The 14,367-nt window shown below is 71.1% G+C and carries 11 protein-coding genes; 5 read left to right on the top strand and 6 right to left on the bottom strand.

Annotated elements, in window-relative coordinates; all coding sequences use genetic code 11:
• Both KBX39_RS00835 and KBX39_RS00830 read right to left on the bottom strand, forming a co-directional pair.
• On the bottom strand, positions 1–396 hold a 396-nt coding region (locus KBX39_RS00835; protein ID WP_210868746.1), incomplete at its 3' end, for a LysR family transcriptional regulator.
• Positions 397–537: 141 nt separating this feature from the next.
• On the bottom strand, positions 538–1,494 hold the full coding sequence (locus tag KBX39_RS00830) for a YafY family protein (RefSeq protein ID WP_210868744.1): 957 nt from the start codon (positions 1,492–1,494) through the stop codon (positions 538–540).
• Positions 1,495–1,552: 58 nt separating this feature from the next.
• On the opposite strand from KBX39_RS00830, the gene KBX39_RS00825 reads away from it, so the two are divergent.
• Positions 1,553–2,296 carry an alpha/beta fold hydrolase gene (locus KBX39_RS00825; RefSeq protein WP_064447317.1) on the top strand — a complete coding sequence of 248 codons (744 nt, stop codon included), beginning with the start codon at positions 1,553–1,555 and terminating at the stop codon, positions 2,294–2,296.
• A gap of 74 nt (positions 2,297–2,370) precedes the next feature.
• On the opposite strand, the gene ygiD is transcribed toward KBX39_RS00825, so the two are convergent.
• Positions 2,371–3,216: a 4,5-DOPA dioxygenase extradiol gene (gene ygiD, locus KBX39_RS00820; protein WP_210868742.1), complete on the bottom strand. Its 846-nt coding sequence runs from the start codon at positions 3,214–3,216 to the stop codon at positions 2,371–2,373.
• A gap of 129 nt (positions 3,217–3,345) precedes the next feature.
• On the bottom strand, positions 3,346–4,569 hold the full coding sequence (locus KBX39_RS00815; protein WP_210868740.1) for an MFS transporter: 1,224 nt from the start codon (positions 4,567–4,569) through the stop codon (positions 3,346–3,348).
• Between the two features lie 165 nt (positions 4,570–4,734).
• On the opposite strand from KBX39_RS00815, the gene KBX39_RS00810 reads away from it, so the two are divergent.
• From KBX39_RS00810 to KBX39_RS00795, 4 genes are all read left to right on the top strand, one after another.
• Positions 4,735–8,010: a BTAD domain-containing putative transcriptional regulator gene (locus tag KBX39_RS00810; RefSeq protein WP_247659750.1), complete on the top strand. Its 3,276-nt coding sequence runs from the start codon at positions 4,735–4,737 to the stop codon at positions 8,008–8,010.
• A 48-nt stretch (positions 8,011–8,058) separates the two neighbouring features.
• The gene (gene wrbA, locus KBX39_RS00805) at positions 8,059–8,700 is read left to right on the top strand and encodes an NAD(P)H:quinone oxidoreductase (protein WP_210868728.1); all 642 of its coding nucleotides are present in this window, start codon (positions 8,059–8,061) and stop codon (positions 8,698–8,700) included.
• Positions 8,701–8,991: 291 nt separating this feature from the next.
• Entirely contained in the window at positions 8,992–10,053 is a 1,062-nt protein-coding gene (locus KBX39_RS00800; protein WP_210868726.1) for an SMP-30/gluconolactonase/LRE family protein, read from the top strand.
• A gap of 27 nt (positions 10,054–10,080) precedes the next feature.
• Positions 10,081–11,820, top strand: coding sequence for a PQQ-dependent sugar dehydrogenase (locus KBX39_RS00795; protein ID WP_312245230.1), 1,740 nt, complete (start codon positions 10,081–10,083; stop codon positions 11,818–11,820).
• Positions 11,821–11,941: 121 nt separating this feature from the next.
• On the opposite strand, the gene KBX39_RS33710 is transcribed toward KBX39_RS00795, so the two are convergent.
• Both KBX39_RS33710 and KBX39_RS00790 read right to left on the bottom strand, forming a co-directional pair.
• Positions 11,942–12,073: a hypothetical protein gene (locus KBX39_RS33710; RefSeq protein WP_274477849.1), complete on the bottom strand. Its 132-nt coding sequence runs from the start codon at positions 12,071–12,073 to the stop codon at positions 11,942–11,944.
• A 246-nt stretch (positions 12,074–12,319) separates the two neighbouring features.
• Positions 12,320–14,053, bottom strand: a complete 1,734-nt coding sequence (locus KBX39_RS00790; protein ID WP_210868724.1) for a hypothetical protein — start codon at positions 14,051–14,053, stop codon at positions 12,320–12,322.
• Between the last annotated feature and the right edge of the window lie 314 nt (positions 14,054–14,367).

Here is a 14,367-nt window from a genome sequence, read left to right as displayed (position 1 = left end):
CTCGAAGGAGCCGGGGTCGCAGACGCTCAGCTCGATGTCGAGGTCGGCGGCGCGTCTGGCGAACAGCTCGATCAGTCTCGGCGCGGCGAACTCGGCGAACTCGCTGGACGCGGCGACCCGCAGCATCCGGCGGCCGTGCGCCGCCGAACTGACCTCTAGGACCGTACGGTCCTGCAGGCCCAGCATCTCGGCCGCGCGGCTGGCGAGCCGCAGCCCGCCGGGGGTGAAGGCCAGCCCCGCCGCCGTCCGGGTGAACAACTGGTCTCCGAACTCCCGCCGGAGCTGGCCGATGAGCAGCGAGACCGCCGACTCGGAGACCTCCAGTTGCGCGGCGGCCTGCTTGACGGATCCCAGCCGGACGACAGCGACGTAGGCCCGTAGCTGCGTCGGAGTCATCGGCGTCGACCCGCCCTTCTGCTGCGCCGTGGACTGCTGCGGGCAGCCCGCGGTGTACCCCGATCATTCCCCGCCGATTGCCTCGCCGCCAGGGACAGCGCGCCCGAAGCGATCCGGCCGGTACGCGGGGTGAGTGCCCGATCAGGCGTCGGTGTCGGTGAGCAGCCGGGCGGCCAGGGAGCGTATCTCGTCCTTGAGTTCGTCCGGGCGCTCGATCGTGAACGACCAGCCGAGCCCGGCGAGCATCTGTGCCGCGCCGTCGAGCCGTTCCGCTCGGGCGGTGAGGCGCACTCCGCCGGGAACCTCGGTGAGCGTGCCGACCGAGGGCGGGATCCGTCGCTGCGCCTGCTCCGGGCTGGTGTGCAGCACCACGGAGATGTCGTGTGCGTACGGCACTGCTGCCAGCCCGGTGAGTACTTGCGTGGTGGGATCGAAGCCGGCCGGGATGTCGAACCTGCCCGGGGTGGGGCGGGCGGTCCCGATGCGGTCGAGCCGGAACGTCCGTACGGCCCGGCGGTTGTGGTCGTGGCCGGTGACGTACCACCGGCCGGCGTGGAAGACCAGCCCGTACGGGTCGAGCCGGCGCTCGCCGGCCTCGCCACGCCAGGTGGTGTAGGTGATGTCCACCGGTTGCTGATGCCGGGCCGCTTCCGCGAGCACCAGCAGCACCTCGATGCCGGGCGGGGCGGACTTCCGGACCCGTGCGGTGAAGTCCACGGTCTCCAGCAGCGAATCGATCCGCCGGGCGAGAAGCGCCGGCAGCACCCGGCGGATCTTCGCGGTCGCGCTCTCGGCGGCCGCGCCTTCGGCGGTGACCAGCCCGGCCCGGCGGGCGGCGACGAGCCCGAGCATGACGGCGACCGCCTCCTCGTCGGTGAGCATGAGTGGCGGCAGCTTGTATCCGGGCGCGAGCCGGTATCCGCCGTAGCGGCCGCGCCGGGCCTCGACCGGGATGCCCAGGTCGGCGAGGTGCGCGGCGTAGCGGCGGACCGTGCGCTCGTCGACGCCCAGCCGACCGGCCAGGTCGGCGACGGTGAAGCCGCCGCCGGCCTGGAGGATCTCCAGCAACGCCAGTACGCGCGCGGTCGGCCGGGTCACGAATCCCCACTTCCAATCCGGGCGGAACCTGTCCGGTATTGATCGTAGCGTGTCAGGCATGACGACCTTCGTACTGGTTCCCGGGTTCTGGCTCGGCGCATGGGCCTGGCGCCCGGTCACCGCCGCCCTGCGCGGGCACGGCCACGAGGTGTACCCGCTGAGCCTGACCGGTCTGGGCGAGCGCGCCCACCTGGCCCGCCCGGACACCGACCTCGACGTCCACGTCACCGACGTGGTCAACCTGCTGCGCTACGAGGACCTGCACGACGTGGTGCTCGTCGGGCACAGCTACGCCGGCGCGGTCGTGACGACCGCCGTTGCCGACCGCATGACTGACCGCATCGCCCAACTGGTCTTCGTCGACACCGGCCCGCTGCCCGACGGGGCGGCGAACGAGGACTTCAGCCCGCCCCCGGAGCGTGACCGCAACGCGGCGATGGTGGCCGAACACGGCGACGGCTGGCGGCTGCCACCCCCGCCGTGGGCCGGGCTGGCGGCGAGCGCAGCAGACGTGGATGAGTCGGTCGTCGCGTTGCTCGATGAGCGGTCGGTGGCCCAGCCGTGGGCGACTGCCACCACCCCGGTGCGGCTCACCGGCGCGTGGGAGAAGCTGCCCCGCCTCGGCGTGCTGTCGAGCTTCACCGCCGAGCAGGCACGCGAGATGGCCGCCACCGTGCCGCTGTGCCGGCACATGGCCGGCGATTCGTGGCGGTACGAGGAACTGCCGACATGGCACTGGCCGATGCTCAGCCGACCGGCCGAGCTGGCCCGGATCCTGCACGAGGCCAGGCCGACGGTGTAGCCCGCGGTGCCCGGGCGACCGCGCCCCAGGTCACCCGGGCACAAACATGGGGAACCATCGAACACAGCCGGTGCTCAGATGTTGGAGCCGTCCGGCGGCAGCCCGGGCGGTGGCTGCGGGGATCCGCCCCGGCCGGCAGCCGGTGGACAGGACATGCCCAGGGTGTAGGCCGTCATGGACAACGAGCCGTAGGCGTAGCCGTCGACGAGGACCTCGGTGTCGGGGGTGTCCATGGCGGCGGCCAGACCGGCGAGATACAACGCCGGGATGAAGTGATCCGGTGTCGGTACCGCACGGCGGAAGTCCCCGTGGGCGTCGAGGGTCGCGTACTCGCCCGGATCGGTCAACATCCGGGCCTTGGCGTCCTCGTCGAAGCGTTGCGCCCAGTCGAAGCCGTCGTCGGTCAGCGTCCAGTCCATGCCGCGCAGGTTGTGCACGACGTTGCCGCTCGCCACGATCAGCACGCCGCGCCGACGCAGTGGAGCGAGCCGGGCGCCGAGTTGAAGGTGGTAGTCCATCGGCTTGTCGGCGTTGATGCTGAGCTGGACGACGGGAATCGTCGCGTCCGGAAAGGCGTGCATCAGCACCGACCAGGTGCCATGGTCGATGCCCCAGCTGTCGACGTCCGCCCCGACCCAGGTCGGATGGACGACGTCACTGACCTCCTCAGCCAGCTCGGGCAGCCCCGGCGCCGGGTACTGCACCTCGAACAGCTCCTGCGGAAACCCGTAGAAGTCGTGGATGGTCCTCGGCCGGGGCATCGCGGTGACGGCCGTGGCGTTGATGTACCAATGGGCGCTGACCACCAGGATCGCGCGGGGACGCGGCACCGCGGCGCCGAAGGCTCTCCACGCGGAGGTGTACCGGTTGACCTCGAGGGCGTTCATCGGGTTGCCGTGGCCCAGGAACGCCGCGGGCATCAACACATCCAGGGCCGGATGTACGTCTGAAGGCACGTGGACTTCCCTCCGTGGAGGACCGGATCGTACGGCGCGGCCTGCCGGACCTGAAAGTCACGATAGTGCCGACCGCGACGTGACGTGGGCTGATCAGGCGGTCGGATGGGAGAGCGCCACGGCGATGGCTGGTCCGATCGCGACGCTGAGCAGATAGGCGAGGTTGAACAGGCCCAGTGCTTCGGCCCGGTGGGAGCCGGATACGACGCCGGCCGCGTGCAGGGCGAGTACGCCTTGGCCGGTCGCGGCGGCCAAGGAGCCGAGCGTCATCGCCGCAAGCAGCAGCGGTACAGCGGTGGTGACCGTCGCCAGCAGCAGCGCGGCGGCGCCGGTGAGGAGCAACACGGCGACCGCGACGCGGCGTGGCACTCGCACGGATGCCGCGACCAGGAACCCGGAGCAGATGCCGCCGATCAGGTACGGCGCCAGCAGCACGAGCCCGCTCTGGGTGCCTGCCCATCCCGCGTGCTGTCGCAGCAGGTCCGGCGCGGCGTAGAGCAGGGCGAAGTTCCCCGCTCCCAGCGCGAAGGCCAGCGCGCACGCCGCGAGGAACCGGCCGTTCCGTGCCACCGCAGCAGGCAGGAAGCCGTCCGGGCAGACCTTGGTCCAGGCCACCAGCAGAGGCAGCAGCACGACGGTGGCCGGACCGGCCACCAGCGGCCGGTGCGGAATGAGGACGGCTGCGGTGACCAGCATGGCCAGGATGGTCATCCCGAAGAAGTCGAACGGCGCCGGCGCCGCGTCCGGTGCGGTGGTGCCGCGGCGAGTCGCGGGCACGGCGAGCACCGCCAGCAGCGGCAACGCCAGCGCCGCCTGCCACGAGGAGAGGTCGGCGATCAGTGCGCCGGTCAGCGGACCGGTGGCCCCGACGACCGCCAGCGACGCGGCGACCACGCCCATCTGCCGGGCCGAGTCGGCCAGTTTCATCGCGGTCACGGTGAGGCCGGCAGACCCCAGTCCCTGCACCGCCGCACCGGCCACCATCGCCGACACGCTCGGGATCAGCACGAGGATGAGCGTCCCCGCTGCCACCAGCGCGGACGCGACGGTCAGGGCCGCTCGTACGCCGCGACGGGCGAGCAGCGCCGCCAACAGCGGCGTCCCCAACGCGATCCCCCAGCCGAAGGCGGTCACACCGGCGGCCGCGGCCTGTTCCCCACCACCCGTCGCGCGCGCCAGATCGTCGAGCAGCAGTGCCGGTGCGGCAATCCCGAACGACAGCGGACCGGCCAGCAGGGCGAGCCAGGGTGTGGCCACCCGCCCCGGTGCGAGTTGCCTGTCGCGGCGAGCGGCTCGGCGCCGCTGTAGCTGATCCATGTCGTTCCTCCGGTGTCGGCTCGGTTCAGCCTTCCCGGGACTCCTTACCGTCGGCTGATGGCCGGCTGACGTACGCGTCGGTGACCCCGCGTCGCTTCCCGCCGAGCAGACCGACGGCCGGCGGACCTTCGCGGGGCGGGACAGCCGGCTGGCTAGTGTGAAGCGATGAGGTTCGGAGTGCTGGGCGACGTTGCGGTGTGGACGTCGGACGGCACACCTGTCGCCGTGCCCGGCCTCAAAGTGCGTGGTCTGCTGGCTGACCTGCTGGTTCACGAGGGGCGCCCGGTGACCGCCGACCGGCTGATCGAAGATCTCTGGGGTGACGAGGCGCCGGGCAACGCGCTCGGGGCGCTCCAGACCAAGGTGTCGCAGTTGCGGCGTGCCCTGGAGGCGGGCGAGGCGGGTGGCCGTGCGCTGGTCGAGTCCGGTGAAGCCGGCTACCGGCTGCGGACGTCGTCGGAATCGGTCGACGCCGGTCGCTTCGCCGCTCTGTTGCTACGTTCGGGCGCGCAGCGGGAGCCCGCTGTGCGGGCGGCGACGCTGACCGAGGCCCTGTCGCTGTGGCGCGGTTCCCCGTACGCCGACTTCAGTGACGAGCGATTCGTCCGCCAGGCGGCCGATCGGCTCAACGACCAGCGCCTGACCGCGCTGGAGGAACTGGCCGAGGCCCGGCTCGACCTTGGCCAGCACCACCTGCTCGCCGGGGAACTGACCGACCTGATCGCAGGCCACCCGTGGCGTGAGCGACTACGGGCCGCGCACCTGCGCGCCCTGTACGGCTCGGGACGGCAGCATGAGGCGCTGTTCGCCTACGAGCAGTTCCGTCGGCAGGCGCGCGACGAACTCGGTGTCGATCCCGGCAGAGAGTTGGTCGAGCTGCACGGGGCGATCCTGCGCCAGGATCCCGCCCTCCAGCCGCCGGCACCGGCGTCGGCTCCGGCCCGAACCAACCTGCCGGCGCCTCTGTCGCCGGGTCCGTACGGCGGACTGATCGGGCGCGACGCGGCCGTCGAGGCGGTACGGGAGCGGCTGACGAACGAGCGGCTGGTGACCCTGACCGGTCTGGGTGGGGTGGGAAAGAGCAGGTTGGCGATCGAGGCCGCTCGGGTGCTGGGTGACACGTTCCCCACTGGAGTGTGGCTCGTCGAGCTGGCCGGCCGGCCGTACAGCGGCGACCACGCGACCCGCACCGAGATCGTCGACATGGTGGCGGCGACGCTCGAGATCCGAGACGACAGTCCGCCCGGCCTGCCCGGTGATCGACCACCCCGCGAGCCGATGGACCGGCTGGTCGCCGCGCTGCGAGGTCGGCGGATGCTGTTGCTGCTCGACAACTGCGAACACGTGGTGGCGTCAGTCGCTCAACTGACCGAGAAACTTCTCGGCGCCGCGGCCGACCTGCGCATCCTGGCGACGAGCCGCGAACCGCTCGGGATCCCCGGCGAAGTCGTCATTCCGGTGCCGCCGCTGGCCCTGCCGGAGCCCGGAGCCGGCGCGCGGCAGATCACCGAGGCTCCGGCGGTTCGGCTCTTCGTAGCCCGCGCCCGCGCCACCGAGCCGGGGTTCACCGTCGATCAGCGGAACACGGACGCGGTCGCCGTCATCTGCCGGCGGCTCGACGGCGTACCGCTGGCGCTGGAACTGGCCGCGTCCCGTCTGACCGTTCTCGACCCGGACGAGCTGGCGGCACGGCTCGACGATCGCTTCCGGCTGCTGTCATCCGGCCGGCGCACCGCGCCCCCGCGTCAGCAGGGACTTCGCGCCGTGATCGACTGGAGTTGGGAGTTGCTGGCGCCTCCCGAACGCGCGGTGCTGCGCCGGCTCGCGGTCTTCGCCGACGGCGCCACCCTGGCCGCCGCCGAGCAGGTGTGCGCTGGCGGCCAGGTGGCAGCGGACGAGGTCCTCGATGTGCTGGCACGCCTGATCGACCGGTCGCTGGTCATGGTGCGGCACGGTGAGAGTCCGCGACGCTTTCGGCTGCCGGAGACGGTGGCTGCCTACGGTCTGGAACAGCTCGACAGCGCCGCCGAGCTGCCCGCAACTCGTCGCCGTTACGTCACGTGTTTCGCCCGTCTCGCCGAGCAGGCCGCCGGGCGGCTACGTGGTCACGATCAGAGCCGCGCGCTACGCGAGCTGGACGCCGAGAACGCGAACTTCCGGGCGGCGCTCGACGTCGCCGCCACTGACGGTCAGGCCCGCGTGGGCCTGGCGCTCGCCACCTCGTTGTCCTGGTACCGGCTGCTCCGGGGTCGGTTCGGAGAGGTGAGCCGGTCACTGCGAACGGCGCTGGACATCGTCCCGAGGAGCGAGGTCGACGTCGCACCGGACGGCCTGCGGCGGCATGCGGAGATGTGGCTGACCGCTCTCGCCACCCGGGACGGCGATCCGACCGCTCCCCGGCAGCGGATCCTGGAGAGCTACCAGGACCACGAGGGGCCGGAGAAGGCGTTCGCGCAGTGGTTGTTCGCTTCCATGATGCTCGGCTCCGGAGATCCGGGCGCGGCGGCCGTCCTGGTCGACGCGGCGCTGGCGGCGTTCCGCGCCGGCGGGGACCGGTGGGGCATCGCTGCCGCCTGCGCCATCCGAGCGGACCTCGCGCTCGTACTCCGCAGCGACCTGCCCGCGGCGCAGCGTGACTGCGAGACCAGCCGGGCGCTGTTCGAGCAACTGGGCGACCGCTGGGGCCAAGTACATCCGACGAGCCTGTTGGGAACCCTGGCCGAGATCCACGGCGACTACGATCGCGCCGCCACGCGCTACCGGGAGGCGTTGCGCATCGCCGAACACCTGCGGCTGTGGACGTCGGTGTCCCGGCAGCTGGCATGCATCGGCCGGCTCGCCATTTTGAGAGGCGACCTCGACGAGGCCGTCGTCAGTCACGACCGCGCGCTACAGGTGGCCCAGGAACAGTCGAGCTCCTCCGCCGTCGCCTTCGCCGGCACGGGCCTGGCAATGATCGCGCGACGGCGGGGCGACCTCGACGCCGCCGAGACCCGGCAGCGGGACCTGCTCGACTGGAACCGCCGTGCCGGCTTCCTGCCGGGCTGCGCGCTCGCGCTGGCCGAGTTGGGGTTCATCGCGGAGCACCGCGGTGATGCTGTCCTCGCCGAGCGCCACCACCGTGAGTCGCTCGACGCGGCGCGCGCCACCGGTGATCAACGGGCGGTCGCCCTGGCTCTCGAGGGCCTGGCCGGGGCCATCAGCCTCGGCGGTGACAGTCGGCCCGCCGCGCGGCTGCTCGCCGCGGCACGGACGCTGCGCGAGGCCGCCGGCGCGCCGCTGCCTCCCAGCGAGCAACACGACGTCCAGCGCATCACCGCCCGCCTCCGGGAGGCGCTAGGCAGCGACGAACTCGCTGCCGAGATGAGCCGCGGCGCACAGCTCGACCTCGACGAACAGCCGTTCAGCGGCGTCGGTAAGGGGGTGGTCAGCGAACGGTAAGCCTGCTCGGCACGGTTGACCGAGTACCGAGCCGACCCAGGAGGCAGCATGCATACCGATGCCAGGATCGCCGTCATCTACTACTCCGCCACCGGCACCGTGCACCGGCTCGCGCAGGCATTTGTCGACGGAGCCGCGGACGCCGGCGCGGAGGTCCGCCTGCGCCGGGTGGCAGAGTTGGCGCCGGAGCACGTCATTGATGCCAAGCCGCAGTGGCGAGCCCACCTCGACGCCACTGGCGACATTCCGGTCGCCACCCTGGACGACCTCCGGTGGGCCAACGGGTACGCCTTCGGCACGCCGACCCGTTTCGGGAACATCTGCTCTCAGCTGCGCCAGTTTCTCGACACCACGACCGGACCATGGCAGGCGGAGGAACTGGCCGACAAGCCGGCGACCGGTTTCACCGCCAGCTACGAGGAGCACGGCGGCCAGGAGGCGACTCTGCTCAGCCTCTACCAGACCTTCCACCACTGGGGATCGATCATCCTGCCTACGGGCTACCTGAACTACGACACCGCTCACGTCGCCGGCGGAAACCCGTACGGCGTCAGCCAGGTGGAGAGCCGCGCCAGCCGGGATCCCGAGTACGCCAGAGCTGTCCTCGAGACGGCCTGCTTCCAGGGCGCACGCCTGACCCGGATGGCAGCCGCTCTCGCCGCCGCCCGCACGGACAGCAAGCTCGGGTAGGAGCCCGGCGGCGGGAGCAGTACGACACCGGGACGGAATCGTGAGTAGACGCGCGGGTCATGTCGAACATCGGCAGAAGGTGTACGGGGTGTCCGCGCTCAACCCGGTCACGTCATCGGCCGCCTTTCGGGGCATGCGCCGAAGGCGATCGTGGGGAACTGATGCGGGGCGCCGTTTCCTCGCCTAAGCTGCATCCAATACATCGATATTAATCGATAGCAGGTGTCGGCAGCCGAGGCCGGTCCAGGCAGCCACGGGCCTCGCATTCACCGACCCCGATTGGAGTACCCGATGACCTGGCGTTCAACCATCGCCGCACTCACCGGCCTGTGCCTCGCGCTCACCACCGCACCAGGCCCCGCCGGCGCCGCGCCCCCGGCGCCTCGGCGCGCCGCTCATGTGAACGTTCACACCTACCCGCTCGCCGGCCCGCCCGGCGCGTCCCCCGGGGTCTGCCCGGGCGGCGCCGGGTACGGCCCGCCGCTGCCGGCCGGCTCCGTGTCCGCGACGAAGATCCAGGGCGGGTTCTCGTTCCTCGAAGGACCGGTCTGGATCGCCGACGGCGGCTACCTGCTGATGTCCGACATGGCCGCGGGCACCGGGCCGTACAACGTGCAGCCCTCCACGATCCGCCGGTTCACCCCGCCTTCGACCTTCGACACCTTCATCGCCGACTCCGGCAGCAACGGCCTGGCACTCAGCCCCGACGCCCAGCAGATCATCGCCGCCACCCACGACCAGCGGAACGTCTCCGCGTACCGGCTGAGCGACCGGACCCGCAGCACCGTCGCCGCCGACTACCAGGGCCGGGCGTTCAACTCACCGAACGACGTCACGGTCCGCTCCGACGGCGTCGTCTACTTCACCGACCCCAACTTCCAGCGCGGCAACCGACCCGACCAGATGAGCGGACGTACCAGTGTCTTCCGCGTCTCCGGCGGCCAGGTCTCGCTGGTGGACGACCGGCTGCGGCAACCCAACGGCATCGCGCTCTCGCCGGACGGCGGCACCCTCTACGTGGGTGCCTACTCCGAGAACAAGATCTACAAGTACGCCGTCCAGCCCGACGGCAGCACCGGCGCCCGCAGCGTCTTCGTCAACTACCTCGGCGGTCCCGACGGCGTCACCGTCGACTGCGCCGGCAACGTGTACTGGGCGTCCGGCTCGGACGGGCTGATCCACGTCTACTCGCCCTCAGGCGCGCAGCTCGGCACGATCCGCTCCGGCGGCGCCGGCACCACGAACGTGGCGTTCGGCGGACCCGACCGGCAGACCCTCTACATCACCTCCGGCCGGACGAACGACTCCGGCCTGTACAGCATCCGGCTCAACGTCCCCGGCTACCCGTACTGACCAAGAACCCCGGGAAGGAAAGCACCCGTGCGGACCAATCCTCACCAGCTCCGACACCGCGTACCGCTCGCCCTGCTGATCTGCGCCGGCACCGTCCTGACCGGCGTACCCGCAAACGCCGCGGCGGCCGCGCCGGCGGCCGGCAGCCGGCCGGCGGCCCGGCTCGCCGCCGACACCAGCCCGCCCACCCGGCCGACCGGCCTGCGCAGCAGCCGGCTGACCTGCCAGTCCGTCACGCTTTCCTGGTACGCGTCCCGGGACAACGTCGGCGTCGCCTTCTACGACATCTACCACGACGGCCAGCTCGTCACCTCGGTCTCGGGACGGACGCTGACCGCCACGCTCAGCGTCGTGCAGGGTGTCACCTGGGGCTGGTACGTCAACGCCCGCGACGCCGCCGGCAACGTCTCGCAGGCCAGCTCCACGCTCTCGGTCACCCCGCCGTTCTGCCAGCAGGACACGACTCCGCCCAGCACGCCGACCAACCTGGCCGCGACGGTGAACGGTACGGCCGTGACCCTCACCTGGTCGGCCTCCACCGACAACGTCGCGGTCACCGGCTACACGATCCTGCGCAACGGTACGGCCGTCGGCTCCACCACCGGCACCGGCGGCAACCCACCGGCGACCACGTTCACCGACACCGGGCTGACGCCCGACACCGACTACCGGTACACGGTGACCGCCCGCGACGCCCAGGGCAATGTCTCGGGGACGAGCGCCGCGGTCACCGCGCACACCGGCACGGGGTGCACGAGCCCGGTGTGCGGCGCCACGGTGGTCACCACCGAGAAGGACCTGCCCTGGGGCCTTGTGCAACTGCCCGACGGCACTGTCCTCTACGGCCGGCGCGACCTGTTCGACATCGTCGCCATGAACCCGGACGGCACCGACAAACGCAGCATCGGCACCGTGCCGAACGTGGCCGGCACCAGCGGCGAGGGCGGCGTGCTCGGGCTGGCCGTCTCGGCCACCTTCACCACCGACCGTTGGCTGTACATCTACCACACCACCACGACCGACAACCGGATCGTGCGCATCCGCTACGACGGCACGCTGCAGACCGGCACCAGGCAGGTGCTCGTCACCGGGATCCCGCGCAACAAGTACCACAACGGCGGCCGGCTGCGCTTCGGCCCCGACGGCAAGCTCTACGCCGCCACCGGCGACGGACAGAACCCCGACGTGGCCCAGGACACCAACAATCTCGGCGGCAAGGTGCTGCGGCTCAACCCCGACGGCACGGTGCCGGCGGACAACCCCTTCGGCAACCACGTGTGGAGCTACGGCCACCGCAACCCGCAGGGCCTCGCCTTCGACTCCCAGGGCCGGCTCTTCGAGCAGGAGTTCGGCAACAACGTCATGGACGAGACCAACATCATCGTCAAGGGCGGCAACTACGGCTGGCCCGCCTGCGAAGGCACCTCCGGCGACTGCGCCAACCCGAGCTTCAGGGCCCCGATCCGGACGTACCCGGTGGCCGAGGCCTCGTGCAGCGGCATCGCGATCGTCCGGGACGTGCTCTACATCGCCTGCCTGCGTGGCAACCGGATGTACCGTGCGGAGATCAGCGGCGACACGCTCACCAACGTCCAGCAGTACTTCGTCGGGACGTACTTCCGGCTGCGCACCGTCGAACCGACCCTCGACGGCAACCTGTGGCTGACCACGAGCACCGGCGGGGACAAGGACAGCACCCCGAACAACAGCAACGAGAAGATCCTCAAGGTGACCCTCGGCGGGGCGGCGTCCAGCCCCACGAGCTGAGGGCGAGCCGGGAATCCGGCACCGCCGGCCCCGGAGGGTGCCCGCGTCGCGCGGGCACCCTCCGAGCGGTCCGGGCCAGTACTGCAGCGGACCGCCGCCGGAGTGTCGACGAGGTGGCAAGTCAGGTGACGCCGACGTTCAGGTAGAAGTGGCCGAGCTTGAGCGACAGAGAGGCGCCTCCGAAGTGGTGAATGACCAGGGCCAACAGGATGACGATCAAGATGCAGACGACGAGCCAGATCAGGGACCACACGAACCTCGGGATCCCGTAGCGACCGACGCGAGCCATTAGGCTCGCCCCCTCGGCGGTGGCGCTGCAGCAGGCGCCGCCACGCATGGCCTTGTCGGCTGTCGATAACTGCGCCCGACGCTAGCGGACGTCTCCATACCCCCTCCTTCATCGAGGTGTCCGCGAAACTTCCCTACCGAGGCTCCCGCCAAACTGGGACGGAGCTTGGCGTCCCACGCGTGGGCGAGGTCTCACGCCGAACGGGCGGCGCTACGCCTGAGGGGTCCAAGTCTGATACGGCCAGGTGCCGGCGGCACGGGCCCGATCCACCAGCTCGGGCGCCCGGGTGGTGACCTCGATGGCGAGCTGTCCTGCGTATCCGGCCATCGCTTCCGGGTACGTCCGTAAGGCAACCAGCAGCCGCCCAGCTGCGCTGAGACGTTCGACGGCGATTCGCCAGTCCTGACGGTCGACGGCGAGCGCGGCGGTGAGCAGCAGTGTGTTCGCGTACTCCCAGGCTGCGCGCTGGTCCAGCACGGCCAGCTCATGACGGATGGCGTAGGCATGTTCGGCCAAGGGCGCCGCGGTCGCTGTCTGCTGGCGTTCGAGCATCGCGGCGGCGAGATTGTGCAGGGCCGTGCCGAGGATTCGACGCAACCGTGGGTAGGCCGCGTCCGCGTCCGCGCAGCAATCGATGACCTCGGACAGCAGCATGATCTGGTCTTCGTCACGTCCAGTGGCTTCCGCGACCACGGCGGCGTCGACCATGTGGGTGACCGCGTCGGCCAGCGCCTCCCGCTCGGTGGCGGTCCCGCGTAGCAGGCCCTCGTGCCGCCGGACGGCAACGACCACGGACAGCCAGGCAAGGTCCCAGGCGTCGTCGCAGTGGCCGATCCGGTGCCGGAGCATCGCCCGCTGGTAGAGGGCCGCGGACCAGAGGCGCCGGACGTCCCGCCGGGCCGGGTCCGACGTCGCCCCGTCGTACAGGCTCAACTCGTCGGCAAGCTCGGCGAGGACGCGGTCGGCTTCGATGATCTGATCCGCGTCGGCCAGAGAGATACCTTGATCGAGTCGGGCGGCACAATCGGCGATCACCGACGGGTCAGCGGGCGGGCGGTTGCCGGGTGCACGGCCGGTCACCCGCGACTCCGCCGCCAGCCGAGCCGCGAACCCGCCGGCGGTAACGCCGGATGGTGCGGGCTGGGCCAGCAGATCCAGGTAGGAGCGGCGGACCCGCCATGCGCCCGAGTCGGGCACCACCAGGTTTTCCGGCGCGGCTTGTTGCAGCTGCGCCAGCGACGCCTCGGTCCGTTCTAGTCGCTTCTGCGCTCCGGAACCCTGGAACATCTGTTCCAGTGAGTACTGTTCAGTCAGCGCCACCCGCATCAGGTCCGGCCGCCCCAGAGCGCTGGCGACCCGCGCGAAGATTCCAAGGGCGTCCGCCAGGTCGATCACGGCGGCCGCTTCGCCGGTGTCGCGGGCGAGCCCACGCTGCAGGTCGACCATCTCGGCGGCCAACGGTCCCAGGACGGATGGGTCCGTCTCGAGTCTCAGGGTGACCAGCCCAGTCAGTGCCGCGGTCCGAGCGCGGCGGGCGTCGAGGCCGTCGGCGGGCCGGGGCGCGACCAACCGCCACACCCGTTCGACGACATCGCGCCCGCGATCGACGAGCCCGATGCCGGCCAGGATCTGGCCCGCCTGCACGGTGCGGACCACGGCGTCGGCATGCCAGTCCGGATCGGAGAGCAGATCGCCGGCGAGCGCGATGACCTCCTCGGCCTGTTCCCGCAGATCAGTGACGTCACCGCCATCGGCGAGCCGTTCCTGAGAGAGGTTCAGAGTGGCGCGGCCGAGAGCATGCAGCAGACGCCCGGGATCGCCCAGACCACGGGCAGCGGCAACCGCCCGCTCAACGGCCGCCCGGGTGTCCGGGCCGAGACCGGCCCGCGCGGTGATCTCGTCGGCGGCGCTGAGCAGGCGATCGACCTCGGCAGGTTCGCTCATCACACCTCCAGTGCTGGACGACGAGTTGCCGTGACCAGCTGTTGTGCCCGCACTGAGCACCGCGAGCAGCAGTCGACCGATCATGAAACCCGAGGCACCGCCCGCCCCGGCGAGGTACACCCGTGCATCGGCGGCGAGCCAGCACGTCGCGATCCGCTCTCATCCGCCAGTGACGTGACACGCCGTGAGGGCATGTCGCACTTCTACCAGGAGCCAGAGGAAAGAAGAAGAAGATCGATACGGTCTCGCGGATGCCATGAAGTTCTGCGAAGACGCAGATATAACGACATTCGACGCAATCGGCTGCTCGCGGT

This window comes from Micromonospora sp. D75, assembly GCF_018070405.1.
Lineage (GTDB): Bacteria > Actinomycetota > Actinomycetes > Mycobacteriales > Micromonosporaceae > Micromonospora > Micromonospora chalcea.
Note: the sequence above shows the minus strand (reverse complement) of the source record. Positions and strands in the feature narration are given on the sequence as shown.

Bases quoted from the DNA above. Each gene is read 5' to 3' on its own strand.
- KBX39_RS00825 (WP_064447317.1), top strand. From the start codon at position 1,553: ATGACGACCTTCGTACTGGTTCCCGGGTTCTGGCTCGGCGCATGGGCC.
- ygiD (WP_210868742.1), bottom strand. From the start codon at position 3,216: ATGCCCGCGGCGTTCCTGGGCCACGGCAACCCGATGAACGCCCTCGAG.
- KBX39_RS00815 (WP_210868740.1), bottom strand. From the start codon at position 4,569: ATGGATCAGCTACAGCGGCGCCGAGCCGCTCGCCGCGACAGGCAACTC.
- KBX39_RS00810 (WP_247659750.1), top strand. From the start codon at position 4,735: ATGAGGTTCGGAGTGCTGGGCGACGTTGCGGTGTGGACGTCGGACGGC.
- wrbA (WP_210868728.1), top strand. From the start codon at position 8,059: ATGCATACCGATGCCAGGATCGCCGTCATCTACTACTCCGCCACCGGC.
- KBX39_RS00800 (WP_210868726.1), top strand. From the start codon at position 8,992: ATGACCTGGCGTTCAACCATCGCCGCACTCACCGGCCTGTGCCTCGCG.
- KBX39_RS00790 (WP_210868724.1), bottom strand. From the start codon at position 14,053: ATGAGCGAACCTGCCGAGGTCGATCGCCTGCTCAGCGCCGCCGACGAG.